We start from the raw sequence: 17,150 nt of genomic DNA on the forward strand, positions 1-17,150 counted from the left end.
TTCTTCTGTTTATGAATAAATGTGCTATGAATTTTCCACGCAAATATACGGATTATATTGAAATACAGAACAGGATGCACCTTTTCTTTTACCTTATGCAAAAGAAAAGGTGCACCATATAGAAGAAAATCTGACTATTCGTCGTGCAAGGCATCCGCCGGTTTCACCCGCATCGCTTGTGCTGCAGGGAACCAGATACCAGCAATTACCATCAAAGTCATAAGAAAGAAAGTGAATAATGAGACTACTACAAAGCGAAGTCCGGTAGCGTCAGCCTGTTCCGTCATTACAGCTTCCGCCATAACCAGATTACCACAAATAATCAAAGCCGGAACGGCTGCCAGCACCAACAACAGTAACCCTTCTCCCAATAATCGGGAACGTATCCGGGAACGACTGCTTCCCATCGCCATACGCAAAGCTATTTCACTACGGCGATGGCGGGTACGGAACCAGAAAGTCCCCATCAACCCGATAAAAACATTGAAGCTAAAGAATACAGCGATAAGCCGTGCACTGCGAATATACGGAGTAATCCCTTCGGATGCATCACGCTCCGCTTTCTGTTCATCATAGCTACGGACTTCAAACAGATAGAACGGAGCAACCTGCAACCGTGAAGTCATTTCACGGGAGAAGCGGGTAGCAAAATCATTCGTATCAGCTTCGGGACGCACGCGAATGGAAATAAAAGGAATAGTTTGCATTCTGTAAAACCAATTCGGAAGAGGGGTTAGGATGAAAGATTCATAGCGGGCATAATCATCTGTCTTCTGATGGTCGCATACGGCAGTCACCCGGTAACGGAGACTACTACCTGTATAATAATCGAAAAATTCCTTCCCCAATACTCCGTTATGAGCGTGAAAAAGACTGTCAGCCAGCTCTAATGTAATGACAGCGGGCAATGGAGTGATAGCAGGATTCCACTCGGCTGAAGCAAATGACAGCGAAGAGCCGGAAGTACTTTCAAAGGCATTCATATCAGCAGAAAACATTCCTGTGCCTTCTTGTATTGGAATACGCATTACATCAAAGTATTCAGGAGATACATAACGAATATTAGCCTCCTTCACACTTATGCTGTCTGTGGTGTATCCCTGAAATACAGTGTTTCGAGTATAAGCATCAGAACCAAGCCAGATACAGGCACTCTCCACGTCCGGATTTTGCTTAATACGACGGAATACTTCCTCCATAGGCTTGAACCAGAAATTTTGCAAACTATCTTCGGAAGAACAAAGCACCAGCTGAGTGGGATTCGTGGAAATACGGACTTTATATACATGCTCCAAATCATACCCTTTAGGCTGACGTTCTGCATAAGCAAAGGCATAGAGCATGTCAAGACAATACCATAACAGCACGAAAACAATCAGCAGCTCTGCGAAGATCCAACCGTTCAAGCGGCGTTGGTTCCAGATTTGGGTCAGAATGGACTTTATCATAATAGTTTATCTTTAGTTTTTAAACAATCATTCTCCACTGATAACTTCTGCTATCGGACGGCGGGTGGCATTCCATGCAGGAATAAATACGGATAGCAAATTGAAAAGCAGACATACCCCCAATACCATCAGGAATACAGCAGGCCGTAAGAAAAGCCAAATACTAACCTCAAAGTTTCCACTGGTATATCCGCCTGCCAACATCCAATCTTTACCCAACCATAACAATAGGCATGAAAGCAGGAAGCCCAGTAATGCACCGATAAATGCCATCAGCAAGTTCTCAATTAGTAACTGTGACATCAAGGTAAGACGACTGGCACCATAAGCTTTGCGTACCGCAAGTTCCGACAGGCGACGTGACATCTGAGAAGAGATAAGTCCACTGACATTGATTGCAGGCACAATGAGTAAAATAAGTCCCAGAAAGATGCAAGTAACCATAGGGTTAAGAAAATCATCACGGAAGAACTGGCGCTCAGTGTAAGTGCTCAGGTCGGGGAGTGCCAACTCATATTCAGTAAGTGACGCATTCAAGCGATCCAGTGAACTTTCTATCTGTTGTTTCATTTCATCCAAACTGACATCAGGTTTACACAATACCATCGCTTCAAAGCCACCACGTAAACCTTCACTCCCCCAAGCCGAGTCTTTAGTATAATAAGGTACCCACACCTCGCCATAAGCGAAGGTGAAAAGGGAACTTACATCTTCCGTAACCCCTACTACACGTTTTGGACGGAAACCGACAAAATAACTCTTGCCAATAGCTTCTTCAGCAGAACCGAAAGCTTCACGTGCCAACCGCTCGGCAATGACAACAACATCCGAACAAGCATCAAACTCTTGTTGATCGAAAGGACGACCGGCTACGAAACGAATGTCATAAAGACGCCAGAAGTTCAGATCGACACGACGCTTCTCGCAACGGCGGCCTTGCTCCGGTGAAGCACCGCAATACTCCATGGTGACATAGCTGGTATAAGTAACAAGTTCCGCGCCGGGTAGGTCCCCGAAAACACGCCTAGCAGCCTGGTAAGACATGCCAGTGTTTGCATTACTATGGTCTGCCTTACGATAGCTATAACCATAAGACGAATAAACCATCCGATCACGATGCGATTCGGGACGAATATTGGCAGTCTGAATGTCATAAACCATGTAGACTACCATGGCAAAAGCAATACTCACCGCCGTACCGATGATGGAAACGACGCTGAAAAACGGATTTTGTCGCAAAAGTGTAAATGATTGTCTGATTATCATAGGTATATTTTTTCTAAGAAAACAATACTATTCGTCATGAAGTGCCTCAGCAGGTTGTAACTGCATGGCTTTATAAGCAGGATACCAGATACCGACAACAATCATCAACGCCATAAGCAACCACGTAAGTATAGCTGCAATCATGAACCGGCCGACCGTAAATTGCATTTTACTGATATCCACCAACTCGGCAATACCCACATTAAAAGCAATAATCAAAGCAGGAATGGCAGCTACCGTCAAGAGTAATATGCCTTCTCCCATCAAACGCAGAAAGATACCGCGACGACTGGATCCCATTGCCATACGCAATGCCACTTCACGGCGACGATGTTGCGTACGGAACCAGAACGTACCAATCACTCCCAAGAAGATATTCAGCATCAGGAAGAAAAGTATGCAAAGCTGTGTCTTCACTTCGTTCACATCTTCAAGTTCGCTGATGTGACGAATATCGCTGAAAGAAGATGCCTCCAACAGAAAGATATTACCTACCCGATATAAGCGGTCGGCATCTGCCATAAGTGCATCTACAAAGTCATTGTCTGCATCAGGAGAAACACGGAGACTCACCTGGACATAGCGCACGTTACCCAGCTCATTAATCAGCTCATCTCTATTCAGATTATGCCCGATAAACGCCCCACCCCATTCGTGCGATGTTTCAAAATGAGAACGGCGCACAGGAACGGCAATGGCAGCAATACGACGATGATACCCACGATCGGGATAAGTCAGAGCCACTTCACGATTCAATAGCGGACGTGCATCGGGTAAATCAAGTACCGGATAATCCTCAGTGACATTGGACGTGATAATCATGGTTTGGTCGGAAATAGCAGCAGCCAGTTGCTCGGAAGAGCCTCCATCAACTGCCTGATAACGGAAAACACGATAGAAATCTGGATCAGACCAAACCAGATAAGCACCCACATGAATACTATCCTGCAAATAAAACTGAGCGCTGTTACTTCCCTCATTATAAGGGTAACAGTTCTGTGAAATGGAGACAGCCTCTACACCCGGACGATGCCGTAAACGTTCGGTTATCTCAAGAAAAGCATCTATATTATCCTCAACTGTGAGTTCCGGATTATAAAGCGCCGACTTGGATGTCAAGGTACTGAAAGACAAATTATAGCAATGTTCCGTATCAAAGCCCATCGGAGCGCGATAAACGCGCGCAGTGACAGTAACCCAGTCTACAATGTACCAAAGTACAGCAAAAACCAGCAGTAACTCCACGAGCAGAAAGAGATTACTTCGCCATTCATTTTTAATTTGTGTAAGTAGATTCTTCATAGCTATCTTTGGTTAATTGCATCAGTAATATTCATCCGCGACGCACGCCATGCAGGAATACCTGCAGAAAGTACATTCATCAGGAGGCAGAATGCGAAAGCTGCTACAAAAGCCCACGGTGATAATAACATACCGGGAGTCAGTGCTGTCTCTCCACTGAGGTAAGCATTCGTCGAATTACTGAAAAGAAAATCATTCAGTAGGAATGTGGCTGCATAACTCAATGCTAATCCGACAACACCGGCCAGCAACGTCAGTACAAAATTCTCAAAGAAAACTTGCCGCATCAGTTCACCGCCAGTAGCACCGAAAGCCTTACGCACACCTATCTCCGCCATACGGCGACGCATACGTGAAAGAGTCATACCGGATAAGTTCACTGCCGGAACCAATAATAAGATGGCGATAACGATACCATAACGTAACATAACTCCGGGAATATCAGGTTCGGCGTACCAACGGCGATAGAGATAAGCCAGTTGTGTATCGGGTTGCCCGCGATAAAAGATCTCCACATCCCGTAATCCGTCATTATACTTTTGGCGTAAGAGTTCTGTTTCCTTTCGGATCTCATCAAAGTCCGCCGATGAGTGGGCAAGGATAACCGCATGCATAGGCCCCATCGTGTCATCCCGCCAAGAGAGAGATTCCGCATCGGCTGCAGTGTAAGGTACCCATATCTGTGCATAAGCGGCTGTAGCAAGCATAGATACGTCTGCCACAACACCTGCAACTGTGTAATCTACATAGTTTAATTGCACCGTATGCCCGACAACATCGGTAGTACCAAAGAGTTGGCGGGCAATCGTAGCACTCAGCACGGCACGCGGTAATCCGGCATCACAATCAGCACGGGTAAATCCTGCACCACAGAGAAAACGGAAACTAAAAACGCGCCAGAAAGCTTCATCAGTCTGTACCATATCAGCAGTAGCTTTCGATCCGGCAGGCACAGAGGCACGCACTTTGCCAGCACTACTGACTAAAGTCACGGCTTCGGGCGTAGTCAACGCACGGAAACATTCACGTCCAGTACGCACTGACATAGAAGCATTAGCCGATTCATTGTCCGATTTCCCTTTCAGTTTGACGGACATATAAGGTACGTAGAGTGTACGTGAGCGATTCACTTCAGGCTCACAATCTACGAGACGCACCTGGAAAATGATGACAAGCACCATAATCATACAGATGGCCATTGCCGTACCTAACACGGACACCCAGGTAATAATAGGGTTCTCACGCAAGTGATAGAGGGCTTGAAGGAAGTAGAGTCGTATCATATTTTAAAGTAATTTAATCGTCATGTAAAGCCTCAGCCGGTTGTACCTTCATTGCCTTACGTGCCGGAATACCAATGCCAATGGCAATCATCAGAGCAATCAATACAAAGCTGATAGCTGCACAAAGTAATAATCGATCCCACTCCAGCGTGGTGTTATTTCTCCATGAATTCAGTTCCATGTGTGCCAGATTCCAGTCTATAACCAATGCTATAGGCGTAACAACTGCCAGCAACAGCAAACCCTCACTCAGCAATCGGCTGAAGATAGCACGGTCCGTCGCCCCATGGGCTTTGTGCAATGCAATCTCTGAACGACGTTGCTGGGTACGGAACCAAAATGTACCAAGCAATCCGAGGAAGATATTCAAAAGCAGGAATCCCATACCCATTACATAGTTACGGATATCATTGGTCCATGCCTGCTGGAAGTTACGACGTATATCATGGAAAGAACGAATTTCTGAAATAAAGAGGTTACCTACGCGAAACTGAGCTTCACTGTCTGCTTTCAGCCGTTGAATGAAATCATGGTCCTGTCCCTCACGAACACGAACACAAAGTTCCATACCTACATAGTAGAATGACTGCTTACATAAGAAACAGTACGAATTGCGGGCCTGATCATAGTCATGATAACGCACGTTTTGTAATGCAGCTCCCAGACGATAGGTCCTCGTTGTATCACCAAAAAGCTGAAAGCGTTGACCTAGGAATTCAGTCATTTTACGATTATATTTACTATAAAGGTTGTTAGAAGTAAGAATCTCACCACGTTCCAGCATTTCAGCCATTTGTTCGGGCGTCTCACCTTGTGCACCCTGATAACGGAAGACACGGACAAAGTCGGGGGTCACCATGCGACGGATAGTCCAACCGGGAGAGTTCAACGTGTCGATTTTCACCTCTCCACTACTGTTACTTCCATTATAGGGATAGGAGTTCTGTGAAAGGCTGACAGCTTCCACTTCTGGGCGGCGACGCAACCTTTCTACCAGTTCGGCAATATCATTGTGAGTATCTTCGGATTTCCGATCGGCAATGTAATCCGGACTCTTTGGCGTCAGTTCACCCAGCTCTATCAGGTAACAATTTTCTATATTAAATCCGCGTGGTTCCAGATAAGTGGCAGCACGGGTGTACAAGTAGTCTACCACATACCACATCACTACGCTCACCACAAGTAGCTCCAGCGCCAGCCAGAGATTATTGCGCCATTCATTCTTTATTTGTACAAGAAGTTTCTTGGTCATTTTCTTTAATGATTAATGTTTAGTGATTAATGTAGGCGACCGCCCAATGCGTTTACAATTCCCACTCTCGAAGCACGCCATGCCGGGAACCCACTGCTCAACAAATTCAGCACAAAGCAAAACAGCAATGCCCAACCGAAAGTAGACGCATGCAGCAATATACCAGCATCCACTGCCGGAGGACTCAGCGTCTGGCTGAATTCCTGTGCAAACAGCAACGAGTTACCCAGATAAGCAAACGCCACGCTCAACAACAACCCCAAAGCACCAGCCAGCAACGTCACGACCAAGTTCTCTGAAATAATCTGCCCCATCAGTTCCATCTTCATAGATCCGAATGCACGGCGTACGCCTATCTCTGCCACACGTTGGCGTAAGCGGCTTTGAGTCATCGAACTCAAATTGATGGCAGGTACTATCAACAGGATTATAAAAATAATCATACGCTGACGGCGATGCTGCTCCACGTCGGGCTCCTGATTGGCACTGAACGCAATCGAACTCTTCTCCTGATCATAAGGACGATTACGATAAATCAGTTCATAGCCATCCTCGCCGAGAATGACATTGTACTCTTGCCTGCGTCGTTCCGCTTCTTCACGGATAGTTTCGAAGTCATCGCGGCTCCGTGCCAGGATGGTACAACTCATCATACCCATGTGCTCATCACTCCAAGTATCCTTGGTTATTTCCGTTGAAGTATAAGGTACCCATACCTGCCCGTAAGCAACGGTAGCCAGTGTAGAAACATCCTTTACCACACCCGCCACTTTGTATGGCGCATGGTTCAGGAGGAACTCACGACCGATAGCATCCGACGTCTGAAACAATCGGCGTGCCACGCTTTCGGTAATCACTGCTACAGGCTGTCCGGCATCGAATGTAGCCCGATCATAGGGTTTTCCGGCAATGAAAGAGAAATCGAACACATGCCAAAAAGCATCATCCGTTTGCAGCAGGTCGATTCCTGTGCCGGGTTGTCCCGGCAAGTTTACAGGCGTAGAAACTACCATGCAGGTGTAGATAGTCACAGCTTCGGGTGTTTTCAGGGATTGGAAACACTCGCGTGCCGTCTTGAGTCCCATCGGACCGTTACTGCTACCACCACCCCAATTCTTATTCGTAATACTCATGTAGTGGACATGCAGAAAACGATCACGGTTGCTCTCCGGAGCAAAAGGCGCCACCTTCACCTGCTGCATCATCACCACCAACATAATGAGGAAGATGGCAAGTGCCGTACCGGCTATGCTGACAGCACTTATCAGCGGCTGTTGCCGAAGCTGTGCCCAGGCCTGAGTAAAATATTGCTTTATCATTATTCTCCAATCTTCAAGTTACGTGTATTCACTCCACCAATGCCACCCTTAGAGATGTCTGCCTGACGTGCCTGTCCGCTCAGGGTAACGCTGCCTACGCCTTCCATACTGGCACGCAAACGGTCACAATCCACATGAATATCAGCTTTACCTACACCTTCCATCTTTACAACTAAAGATTTACAGGTCAGGTCTTTCACATTCACTTTACCCACGCCTTCTATCTCGAACTTGACATCATTCAGTTTCAGCACACCTTCGCAATTGAAAGAGCCTACACCAGTAAACTCTACATCTTTCAGATCGGGTGCACTCAGATAGATGGTCACACCTTTGTTGCGATTATTATCACCATCTTTCTTATTCTTGAAACCGATAATCAGGCAATCTCCTTTCACTTCTGTAGTAGTAGTGGTTACATACTCTTCCCTACCTTCTATTTTCAGAGAATACGAATTACTCTGCGTGAAATACACCGTCGCTACAGATGTTACCTTTACAGAAGAGAAAGCTTCCACCTTACGAACTTCGCTTACCTGCGGGTCCTTTTCGTTAGCTGCATATACTGTGCCGGCTACTGCGGCAAATAATAAACTCAAAGTTATAAATAAAGTCTTCATAAGTTTTGCTATTTAAAATTGTTTTTACTATTTCTCTTTTCTATTCTTCATGTAAAGCTTCAGCCGGCTGTATTTTCATCGCCTGCCGCGCCGGAAACCAAATACCCACCATCACCATAAGTGCTATCAAGAACCAAGCCCCTAAGGAACCAAGCAGGAAGCGTACAAAACTCCACTCTACCGGCCAGGTAGAAATAAGTTCCGTTCGTCCTATGGTGAATTCTGCGATTCCTATATTATAACAGATAATCATGGCAGGTATTGTTACTAATGCCAGCAACAATAATCCTTCGCCCGCCAGTAACCTGAACACCTGATTCTTTGTACTCCCCATTGCCAGTCGTAAGGCAATCTCACTGCGACGACGACGAGTGCGGAACCAGAAAGTGCCTATCAGTCCCAAAAATACATTCACAAGCAAGAAAAGCACAACAATAGCCTGGCTATTCACTTTATCCGTATCACCGTTCATGACTTCAAACTCCAACTGCTGCTCAGTATAGGGCACGGCATCCGCCACAAACAAATCATCTACATCCAGTCGCGGTGCAATCTCACGGACGAACTTCGCCCGGTAGTCCGGACCATCGGCGGCAGGCTTCACACGGAAGACTATTTCCGCCCATTCATCGGCAAACTGCGTTTTTAGTAAGTTCTCGTCCAGACGGTAAAAATACCAACCGGCATCGCTTCCATAGCGGTAGGTCCGGAAAGCACCTACCATTCCGGCTTGTACAACAACTGAAGTTGTATCACCAGGCTTACTCAACGGAGTATCCAGCGAAAATGCCGGCATTCTCTTCTTGAAACGATCAACAGTAGCTTGGCTCAGCATTACGTTATTCCACCCCGCAGGCATCTTGGCAAAGGGGCGTTTCGGGTCATCGCTCATGCGGAAGACGTCAATGTATCCACCAGTTGTATTGATAATACGCCCATTCACCCAGATAGTGTCCTGAGCAGCCAGTGAGTTATTGCTATTGTTTCCACTCATCGGCAGACTCCAGTAACACAGGGCGGCCGCTTCAACGCTGGGTTCCTGCTCCAGTTTCTGCAAGGCGCGTAAATATCTGTCGGCATTCGTCAGGGTAGTGTCACTGGTGGGACCGCTTATAATCGTGTTAAGCCGGTAAACGTGGTCGATGTTGTAGCCCAGGGGGCGGTAAAAGGTATATTTAAGGCACCCCAGCGAGTCGCAAAGGAACCACATCACGATGAATACCAGGAATAGTTCGGCCAGCGCCCATCCGTTGCTATGCAGGCGCGACCCGATCATGCGCAAATTATGTAATATGAATTTCATAAAGCTTTCCTCCTTCTATTTATCGTTCAATGAGTCCACAATCGTGCGGCGAGTAGCAATCCAAGCAGGCAATCCCGCACTCAGCAGATTAATCACCAGGCAGAATACAAAAGCCAAGGCAAACACCATCGGGCTGAACAATGCGTCCATGCTCAGACTGAAATCGCCCGCCGTACCAACATTATCGCTATTGGTGAACAACCACGTGCGCATGGCATAGACTGCAAGATAGCTGAATATCAATCCCACCACGCCTCCTATCAACGTCAGCACCAGATTCTCATTCAAGATCTGACGGATAAGCGTGCCATCCGTAGCCCCAAAAGCTTTGCGCACGCCTAACTCGCCGACACGTTGCTGCATGCGGCTATTACTCAGTCCGCACAGATTGAGCGAGGGCACCAGCAAGATAATAAACAAGGCGATTCCGTATTGCAGATACAGCATCGGCAAATCCGGTCCTATATTGGACCATACATGGTTTACGTGTGCTACAATGTTATCGGGTTGTTCCATAATATCTATCTGCATCTCTTCCATACCTGCATTGTGATGTCCTTCACCCGTTTCTCGACTCCTTGTTTGATGGCAGGGAAATCATCAGGAGTACGCGCCAATACGGCAATAGTCCTATTTCCGTTATAGCTCCACCAACCTGTTACGTCCAGTTCACCCGGATGGTACATACTCCACACCTGTGCATAAGTATCTTTGGCTGTAACCGAAACATCTTTCACGACTCCGATGATCCGTACTACCTCCCTGTTCAGCAACATCTGCCGTCCCGCAGCCTCCACCGTTCCAAACAATTTACGGGCTACGGAAGCGGAAATAACCACCGACTGCATGTCTCCTCCCCGCTCCGCCTCTGTGAAACTTCTTCCATCGAGAAACTGTAGTTTGAAGATTTTCCAGAAATCGGAATCAGTACTCATGGCATCCACTTTCAACCGGTTGTTCCCATCAGTCAGAGAAACCAGAGCCACATTTGGCGTACCGAAAGCCGTGCAAGCCTCTACTTCCGGAAGCGGTTGTATGCACTCTTTCATAAATGCAGCCGAAGGCTTGCCAAAGTTGTTCCAATTCTTATTCTCCTTTCCCTGTATGTGTATAGCAGAGAAATACAGGCAACAGCTCCGATTTACTTCCGGTTCCAAATCTGCATACTTCGTCTGCCAAGTAATCACGATAGCCATAATCATGGTGATGGCAAAAGCCGTACCCAGTATGGATATGGTACTCAGCAACGGATTCTGCTTCAGAATCGTAAAGGCCTGACGAATAGTTGACTTCATATTAATTACAAGTTACAAATTACCGTATAGATTATTCCACTTGGCGACCATCAAAGAAGCGTACCGTGCGGCTTGTTTGTTTAGCTTGTTCTTCATTATGGGTTACCATCACGATAGTACGCCCGTCTTCCTTATTCAACTGATGCAACAGTTCCATTACCTCAGCACCCATCTTAGAGTCCAGGTTACCGGTCGGCTCATCAGCAAGGATTATCTCCGGATTACCGATAATGGCACGGGCAACGGCTACACGCTGGCACTGACCACCGGAGAGCTGCGTAGGCATGTGGCGCATACGGTGGCTTAATCCAACCTTTGCTAACACTTCTTCGGCCAGACGACGACGTTCCTTAGCGGACACCTTTCTATATAATAAAGGAAGTTCTACATTATCGAGCACATTCAGTGAGTTAATCAAGTGGAAAGACTGGAACACGAACCCTAACTTCTTGTTACGGAACGCAGCCAATTCCTTATCTTTCATACCATCCGTACGAGTACCGTCAATCTCAATGATGCCACTTGTAGGAGCATCCAGCAAGCCTACAATGTTCAGCAACGTAGATTTTCCACAACCGGAAGGGCCCATAATACTGAGGAACTCACCTTTCTCTACTTCGAGGTTTACATTTTCCAATGCTACGGTTTCAATCTCATTCGTACGATAAATCTTGTTTATCTCAGTCAATTTAATCATAATGGTAAGTATTTAATTGTTATTAATTGATTCTATTCGTTGTTTATTCGTTCTTCACATTTATTAATCAAATGGTATGCCAAAAGGAACATCCATTCATTATCAACTATTTAAGTTTGCAGGCAAGTGTCCGATAATGAACACTCTGTCCGTTTTTAATTGGTAGTAACAACCACGATATTATTCGTCGCGCAACGCTTCCGTCGGCGGAATACGGCTAATCTTACGGGCAGGAATATAGATGCCAATCAATACCACCGCCAGCATGATAAAGAGAACAATGAATGATACGATAAGAAAATGCTGTGTGAAGTCCGTCACCCAATATGTCTCCGTACTATCTATCCAGTTACTGCCTTTCTCCAGTCCTTCCTTGAGGGCATATTGCAAATAAAGCAAGCACCCGATAAGTGTAGCAATGAAAGTCAGTACCAGTCCTTCTCCCATCAGCAGACGCATGATATGTCCTGGTGTACCACCAAAGGAAAGTATCACCCCTACTTCTTCGCGGCGCGTACGTGTCTGTAGCCAGAAAGTACCGATGACGCCCAAACAAAGATTGATTAAAAAGAAAGCTGCCATTGCCAGGTTACGACGATATATAGCCGTAGCACCACTGGCCTCACTATCTTCTATCAGTTTATCATACGACCTCACACTACGGGCAAAAAGATTACCGGCCCGTAACTCCTTAACCATCCATGGTTGGAACTCGTGCAAGAATCGCTGCATGCTGACTTCTTCTTTCAACCGCAGAAGTATTTGAGCATCTTCACCAATATCTTCCATATCAATAGAGAGCAAAGGAATGAATTTCACTGCCACTGGCCGCCACTCACTGTAAGTTTTAAAAGTACCCACTGCTCCAGTAACGGCTACATAAACCGTGTCAGCTCCCTGCCGATGCCAGCAACGCTTGCCACGCACATCTTTTGTGTGGAATAACTGTTCAAGCGCATTCTCCGTCAGCACAATATCATTCTGCGTATAGTTATAGTCCGACAACTGTTGCGGTATCATACCTTGTACGGGACGGAAACCATAGGTTTCAAAGAATCGGGTATGAGGCAAAAAATAGATAGACATTATAGACAAATCAAGTGTGTCTCCCTCAGCGCGGAGCTGACTATTGCTATTACCCTGCGAATTAGGATAGCAAAAGCCTAATATAGGTGTAGCCGACTCTACTCCGGTATAATTTTCAACAAGACGTACAAGGTTCAGATAAGAATTTATAATCACAGTAGAGTCTTCCGCCTGTTCATCATAACCAGGTGCCTGCGGCTGCAAGGTGCTAAGCGAAATAAGACAAAGACGATCCGCATCATATCCCAAAGGGATGTTACGATCGTGAGTAACTACCACAACCGGGTCAAGGATGATCCAGGAAACAACACTCACCAAGATTAATTCCGCCAGTAACCAACCATTGCGACGGCGACGCGCCCAAAGATTTTTCAATATAAGTTTCAGCATAGCCTTTATCTTTTTTCATTCAATGAACATACAATCGGTTTCCGCAATGAATACCATGCTGGTATCAATGCCGACAGTAAATTCAATATTATGCATAATACCAGAGCCGACGCAAACACTGCCGGAGCAAACAACATCTCTCCGGAAACACGGACATTTATTCCTTCGGGGACGGTATCGGGCCAGCGGTCGAACACTGTAAATACCCATTCGCGAAAAGCGTAAAGTGCCAGCCAGGCCAACAATAATCCGAGCAGCCCTCCCAGTAATGTCAACAGTAGATTCTCCCACATCACTTGCGAAAGCAAACTGTTACGCCCGGCACCAAACGATTTACGTACTCCCATTTCCGGCAAACGATTCTCCATGCGGCTTGCTATCATACCACTCAAGTTGAGGGCAGGCACCAGCAGCAACACCAGAAGTATCAACAAGAAATAGCGCACCGTAGCCCATATATCAAGCTTTTCACTGGCATAGGACTGGAAGACCTTAACCAAATGCGAAGTTGGTTGTTCCCAGAAGTCCACTACCCAGTCATCAGGATGCATCTGGTTTTCTTTGCGGATAATCTCTTGAATCTCGGCACGCAATGCATCTGCCTGCGCATCATCCTTTACAAGAAAAGTAATATAAAAAGCACCCAGATAAGGAATGCCATATTTAGGATCGCGATATCCCGGTGAAACACTATAAGGCACATAGACCTGAGCGTATGATTTGGGCGTCAGATAACTGGCACTACGCACCACGCCACAGACACGATAATTGATATAATTCAGGCTAAACGACTGCCCCACCACTCCTTCGGAAGTACCAAATAAACGGCGGGCTAAATCTTCGGTAATGACTGCCGTATGAATGCCACTTTCAAGGTCAGAGGGCATAAAGGCTTTTCCTTCCAGAAATTGGAAAGAGTAGATGCGGAAGAAATTAGGGTCAGTCAGTTTTATATCTGCCTGAAAATCTCCACTACGGTCAGCAGGCTGGATATAGCTGTTTTCCGACATGTCATTCTCTAACGTTCCGGACACTACGGCAGCATTTTCCAATGGATAAAACCAATCTTGCAGTGCTTTGTATGATACAGCCCACTGATAGGTATGTTTATTCTCTTCCGTCCCTTTTTGAAAGCGTGAATTAGAAAGATATAACGTATTCATACGATTCACCTCCGGATATACCGGAGCTATCTTTACATAATAGACCACAGCCATAACCATAGTCATAGCAATAGCCAGGCCTGTACCGACTACGTAAAGGGTACTAAAGAGCGGATTCTGCCTCATCAGTTCCCAAGCTTGCTTCAAATAGATTCTTATCATCTTGTGTGTATTAGATTTCTAATTTATTCGTGATGCAGCGCCTCGGCCGGTTGCTCCTTCATGATCCAGCGAGCAGGTACTGCAATGCCCAATAGAATCATCACTGCGAGAGTTCCCAATGAAATAGCAAATACGATGATCCAGCGTTCTGCCGTATGAGGTACTTTCGTACTCAATAGATCCATGTGGTAGAAGTTGAATACAATGATAGCAATAGGAACCAATGCCAACAATAGAATCAACAAACCTTCCATATTCAGCCAAGATACAACCCGCCCTTTCGATGCACCGACAGCCATACGCAATCCTGTTTCGGAACGGCGTGCCTGTGTGCGCATCCAGAATGTTCCAGTAACTCCGAAAAATACATTCAATAGCAGGAATGCAATGATAAGTTGCACCATCTGCCAGTCAGTTACAACATAATCTATCCGGTCGGCACGCATTTCTTCGAAACTTGTTACGGCATTTACATAGATATTGCCCGATGTCAGACGGTCACCCAGCGAGGCAAGCCATTCTTCCATCTCAGCCTGTGTCATATCGCGTTTCATGCGGAGTGAATATTCCAGTGAAGAAGGGCGATACCACTTAAAAAGGTCTTCCATTGTAGAAGCTGAAGCCTTGATATAGAAAGTAGGTGTAGCCGGTTCAAAATCATTTTCACGAATCGTGGGTGCAACGGCCAGCACGGGAGCTTCATCCAATTCACCGGTACTTACCAGACAATTACGAGCTTCTTTATCTCCAAAGAACTTCCGCGCCACTTTTTCCGTGATAATCACTTCATCTTTAGCGGGGTTCTCCAAGTCACGAATACGCGTACCATTTACGTCGCGGATTCCAAAAACTTCAAAGAAGCCTGCATCTCCCAAGTGGCGATGTATGGATTCGGAATAGGCATTGACACTGTCCGCACCGGCAGGCTCAATATTCGTCCAGGAATTTCCCTGACTGTAAGGGCAACTATAGAAACTACATCCCACGGCCTCTACCTCACCGGTATTCATCAGGCGTTGAGATAATTCCGTGATGCGTTCCCAGCATTTGGCTCCACGTTCGTCTTCACCGGTATAGCCTTCGTTGCCGGATTCTTTTTCTTCCAGATGAAGACTCCAGCAACGACTGATATCATAACCCAAAGGCTCGTGATAGAGTGTATATTTACTGTAACCGGCATCCGTAATCATAAAGACAGCCAGCAGAACCAAAGCTAATTCGGCAAATATCCAGCCATTCTGTTTGCGCTGGTTCCATATCAGAGTGATGAGATGACGTATCATAGTTTATTCTTGATTATTCAGCGATTTGACAATGTTATACTTTCCGGCACGCCAGGCAGGAATGCCTGCACACAACAGGTTCAGCAGGAAGATGAAGACCAGAGTTATCAGGAATGTCTCCGGACGTATCAGCATATCCGAATTAAACTGTGTGCCCGATGGAAAGAAGATATCGCGTGTCAGCAACAACACGCCTATAGAAAGCAGCAAACCGAATACACCACCGATAAAGGTAATAATCAGATTTTCATCGACAACCTGCCGGAAGATATTCCCCGTTGTCGCTCCAAAAGCCTTACGCACTCCTATCTCTCCACGGCGCTTACGGAAGTTAGTCAGCGTAATGCTAACCATATTGAGTGCCGGCAGCAATAGCAGGAAAAAGATAAAGCTGCCCTGACGCAAGAACCAATTTCCATAGGGAATTTCATCAATAAAACCATTGTTGCTGGTGACCACCATATCCAGATTACTCATCGGTCCATTAAAGAAGCTGACGCCATACTCTGATGTATTTGCATTCAGCTGTTTAGTAACTTTTTCCACTTCTGCACGGATAGCAGTAAAATCGTCCGTACTATGTGCAAGCATCACCACACTGAAAGGCCCTACCATTCCCTCATACACATTGGCAGGCGTTTCCATACCGGCACTCGAATTATAAGGCAACCATACATCCGAATAAGCATAACGGGCTGTTCGGGGCACATTTTTCACCACACCGCATATGGTATATTCTGTCCGGTTGATGAGCAGTTGTTGCCCTCTTGCCTCCGTTTTACCGAAAAGGCGGCGTGCCAGTTTCTCACTGATAACCGCCTTGCGGATGCCACTTTCATTGTCTTCGTAGGTAAAAGGAGTGCCATCGAGAAACGTGAAATTAAATATATTCCAGAAGCGGTCGTCAGTATAAGTAGCCCGGTATTTAGTAAAGGTGCGTTTGGCAACCGAACTGACGGAGACCGTTTTGCGGGCATAGCCACTCACCTCCTTCGGAGTTTTCAGATTATAGAAAAGCTCGCGTACCACACGTTTTCCCATTCCTCCGTTGTTCCAGTTTCCTTCATTACTCTTCATAAAAGCGCGGGTTGCAGTGATGTGTAACATACGCCCACGCCCGGACTCCGGTGCATACTCAGCCAAACGTACCTGCACCACGAGAATAATCATCATTACAGCTGTTATTGCCAGTGCCGTACCTGCAATAGAGAGTCCACTGATTAGCGGGTTCTCTTTCAACAGACTCCAGGCCTGTTTTAAATATATCCTCAGCATACCCTT

At 46.2% G+C, this 17,150-nt stretch carries 13 protein-coding genes and 1 pseudogene; all 14 read right to left on the reverse strand.

The features are described 5' to 3' along the window. Positions 1-134 precede the first annotated feature (134 nt). A complete protein-coding gene (locus BN161_RS21445; RefSeq protein ID WP_044270130.1) occupies positions 135-1,448 on the reverse strand; it encodes an ABC transporter permease in 1,314 nt (437 codons plus the stop codon). 27 nt (positions 1,449-1,475) lie between these two features. Then, entirely contained in the window at positions 1,476-2,714 is a 1,239-nt protein-coding gene (locus BN161_RS21450) for an ABC transporter permease (RefSeq protein WP_044270132.1), read from the reverse strand. A 27-nt stretch (positions 2,715-2,741) separates the two neighbouring features. Beyond that, entirely contained in the window at positions 2,742-4,016 is a 1,275-nt protein-coding gene (locus tag BN161_RS21455) for an ABC transporter permease (RefSeq protein WP_044270134.1), read from the reverse strand. Between the two features lie 2 nt (positions 4,017-4,018). Next, entirely contained in the window at positions 4,019-5,299 is a 1,281-nt protein-coding gene (locus BN161_RS21460; RefSeq protein WP_044270136.1) for an ABC transporter permease, read from the reverse strand. A 13-nt stretch (positions 5,300-5,312) separates the two neighbouring features. Then, positions 5,313-6,551 carry an ABC transporter permease gene (locus tag BN161_RS21465; RefSeq protein WP_044270138.1) on the reverse strand — a complete coding sequence of 413 codons (1,239 nt, stop codon included), beginning with the start codon at positions 6,549-6,551 and terminating at the stop codon, positions 5,313-5,315. Positions 6,552-6,577: 26 nt separating this feature from the next. Further along, positions 6,578-7,870 (reverse strand): ABC transporter permease, encoded by a 1,293-nt coding sequence (locus BN161_RS21470; RefSeq protein WP_044270140.1) that lies wholly within the window; start codon positions 7,868-7,870, stop codon positions 6,578-6,580. Continuing rightward, positions 7,870-8,490 (reverse strand): GIN domain-containing protein, encoded by a 621-nt coding sequence (locus BN161_RS21475; RefSeq protein ID WP_044270141.1) that lies wholly within the window; start codon positions 8,488-8,490, stop codon positions 7,870-7,872. The genes BN161_RS21470 and BN161_RS21475 overlap by 1 nt, the downstream gene beginning before the upstream one ends. 40 nt (positions 8,491-8,530) lie before the next feature. Next, positions 8,531-9,793 carry an FtsX-like permease family protein gene (locus BN161_RS21480; protein ID WP_044270144.1) on the reverse strand — a complete coding sequence of 421 codons (1,263 nt, stop codon included), beginning with the start codon at positions 9,791-9,793 and terminating at the stop codon, positions 8,531-8,533. Positions 9,794-9,808: 15 nt separating this feature from the next. Next, positions 9,809-11,088 (reverse strand): annotated as a pseudogene (locus tag BN161_RS21485) (ABC transporter permease). 31 nt (positions 11,089-11,119) lie between these two features. Beyond that, a complete protein-coding gene (locus tag BN161_RS21490; protein ID WP_009132126.1) occupies positions 11,120-11,785 on the reverse strand; it encodes an ABC transporter ATP-binding protein in 666 nt (221 codons plus the stop codon). Positions 11,786-11,965: 180 nt separating this feature from the next. Next, entirely contained in the window at positions 11,966-13,261 is a 1,296-nt protein-coding gene (locus BN161_RS21495) for an ABC transporter permease (protein ID WP_044270146.1), read from the reverse strand. Between the two features lie 5 nt (positions 13,262-13,266). Then, positions 13,267-14,586 (reverse strand): ABC transporter permease, encoded by a 1,320-nt coding sequence (locus BN161_RS21500; RefSeq protein ID WP_044270147.1) that lies wholly within the window; start codon positions 14,584-14,586, stop codon positions 13,267-13,269. 23 nt (positions 14,587-14,609) lie between these two features. Continuing rightward, positions 14,610-15,869 (reverse strand): FtsX-like permease family protein, encoded by a 1,260-nt coding sequence (locus BN161_RS21505; protein WP_044270149.1) that lies wholly within the window; start codon positions 15,867-15,869, stop codon positions 14,610-14,612. A 3-nt stretch (positions 15,870-15,872) separates the two neighbouring features. Next, positions 15,873-17,144, reverse strand: a complete 1,272-nt coding sequence (locus BN161_RS21510; protein ID WP_044270150.1) for an ABC transporter permease — start codon at positions 17,142-17,144, stop codon at positions 15,873-15,875. Positions 17,145-17,150 lie beyond the last annotated feature (6 nt).

This window comes from Bacteroides timonensis (genome assembly GCF_000513195.1).
Classification (GTDB): domain Bacteria; phylum Bacteroidota; class Bacteroidia; order Bacteroidales; family Bacteroidaceae; genus Bacteroides; species Bacteroides timonensis.

Excerpts from the sequence above, each read along its gene's own strand:
- BN161_RS21490 (WP_009132126.1), bottom strand. The coding sequence starts at position 11,785 with ATGATTAAATTGACTGAGATAAACAAGATTTATCGTACGAATGAGATT.
- BN161_RS21480 (WP_044270144.1), bottom strand. The coding sequence starts at position 9,793 with ATGAAATTCATATTACATAATTTGCGCATGATCGGGTCGCGCCTGCAT.
- BN161_RS21445 (WP_044270130.1), bottom strand. The coding sequence starts at position 1,448 with ATGATAAAGTCCATTCTGACCCAAATCTGGAACCAACGCCGCTTGAAC.
- BN161_RS21470 (WP_044270140.1), bottom strand. The coding sequence starts at position 7,870 with ATGATAAAGCAATATTTTACTCAGGCCTGGGCACAGCTTCGGCAACAG.
- BN161_RS21465 (WP_044270138.1), bottom strand. The coding sequence starts at position 6,551 with ATGACCAAGAAACTTCTTGTACAAATAAAGAATGAATGGCGCAATAAT.
- BN161_RS21460 (WP_044270136.1), bottom strand. The coding sequence starts at position 5,299 with ATGATACGACTCTACTTCCTTCAAGCCCTCTATCACTTGCGTGAGAAC.
- BN161_RS21495 (WP_044270146.1), bottom strand. The coding sequence starts at position 13,261 with ATGCTGAAACTTATATTGAAAAATCTTTGGGCGCGTCGCCGTCGCAAT.
- BN161_RS21500 (WP_044270147.1), bottom strand. The coding sequence starts at position 14,586 with ATGATAAGAATCTATTTGAAGCAAGCTTGGGAACTGATGAGGCAGAAT.
- BN161_RS21475 (WP_044270141.1), bottom strand. The coding sequence starts at position 8,490 with ATGAAGACTTTATTTATAACTTTGAGTTTATTATTTGCCGCAGTAGCC.
- BN161_RS21510 (WP_044270150.1), bottom strand. The coding sequence starts at position 17,144 with ATGCTGAGGATATATTTAAAACAGGCCTGGAGTCTGTTGAAAGAGAAC.
- BN161_RS21450 (WP_044270132.1), bottom strand. The coding sequence starts at position 2,714 with ATGATAATCAGACAATCATTTACACTTTTGCGACAAAATCCGTTTTTC.
- BN161_RS21455 (WP_044270134.1), bottom strand. The coding sequence starts at position 4,016 with ATGAAGAATCTACTTACACAAATTAAAAATGAATGGCGAAGTAATCTC.
- BN161_RS21505 (WP_044270149.1), bottom strand. The coding sequence starts at position 15,869 with ATGATACGTCATCTCATCACTCTGATATGGAACCAGCGCAAACAGAAT.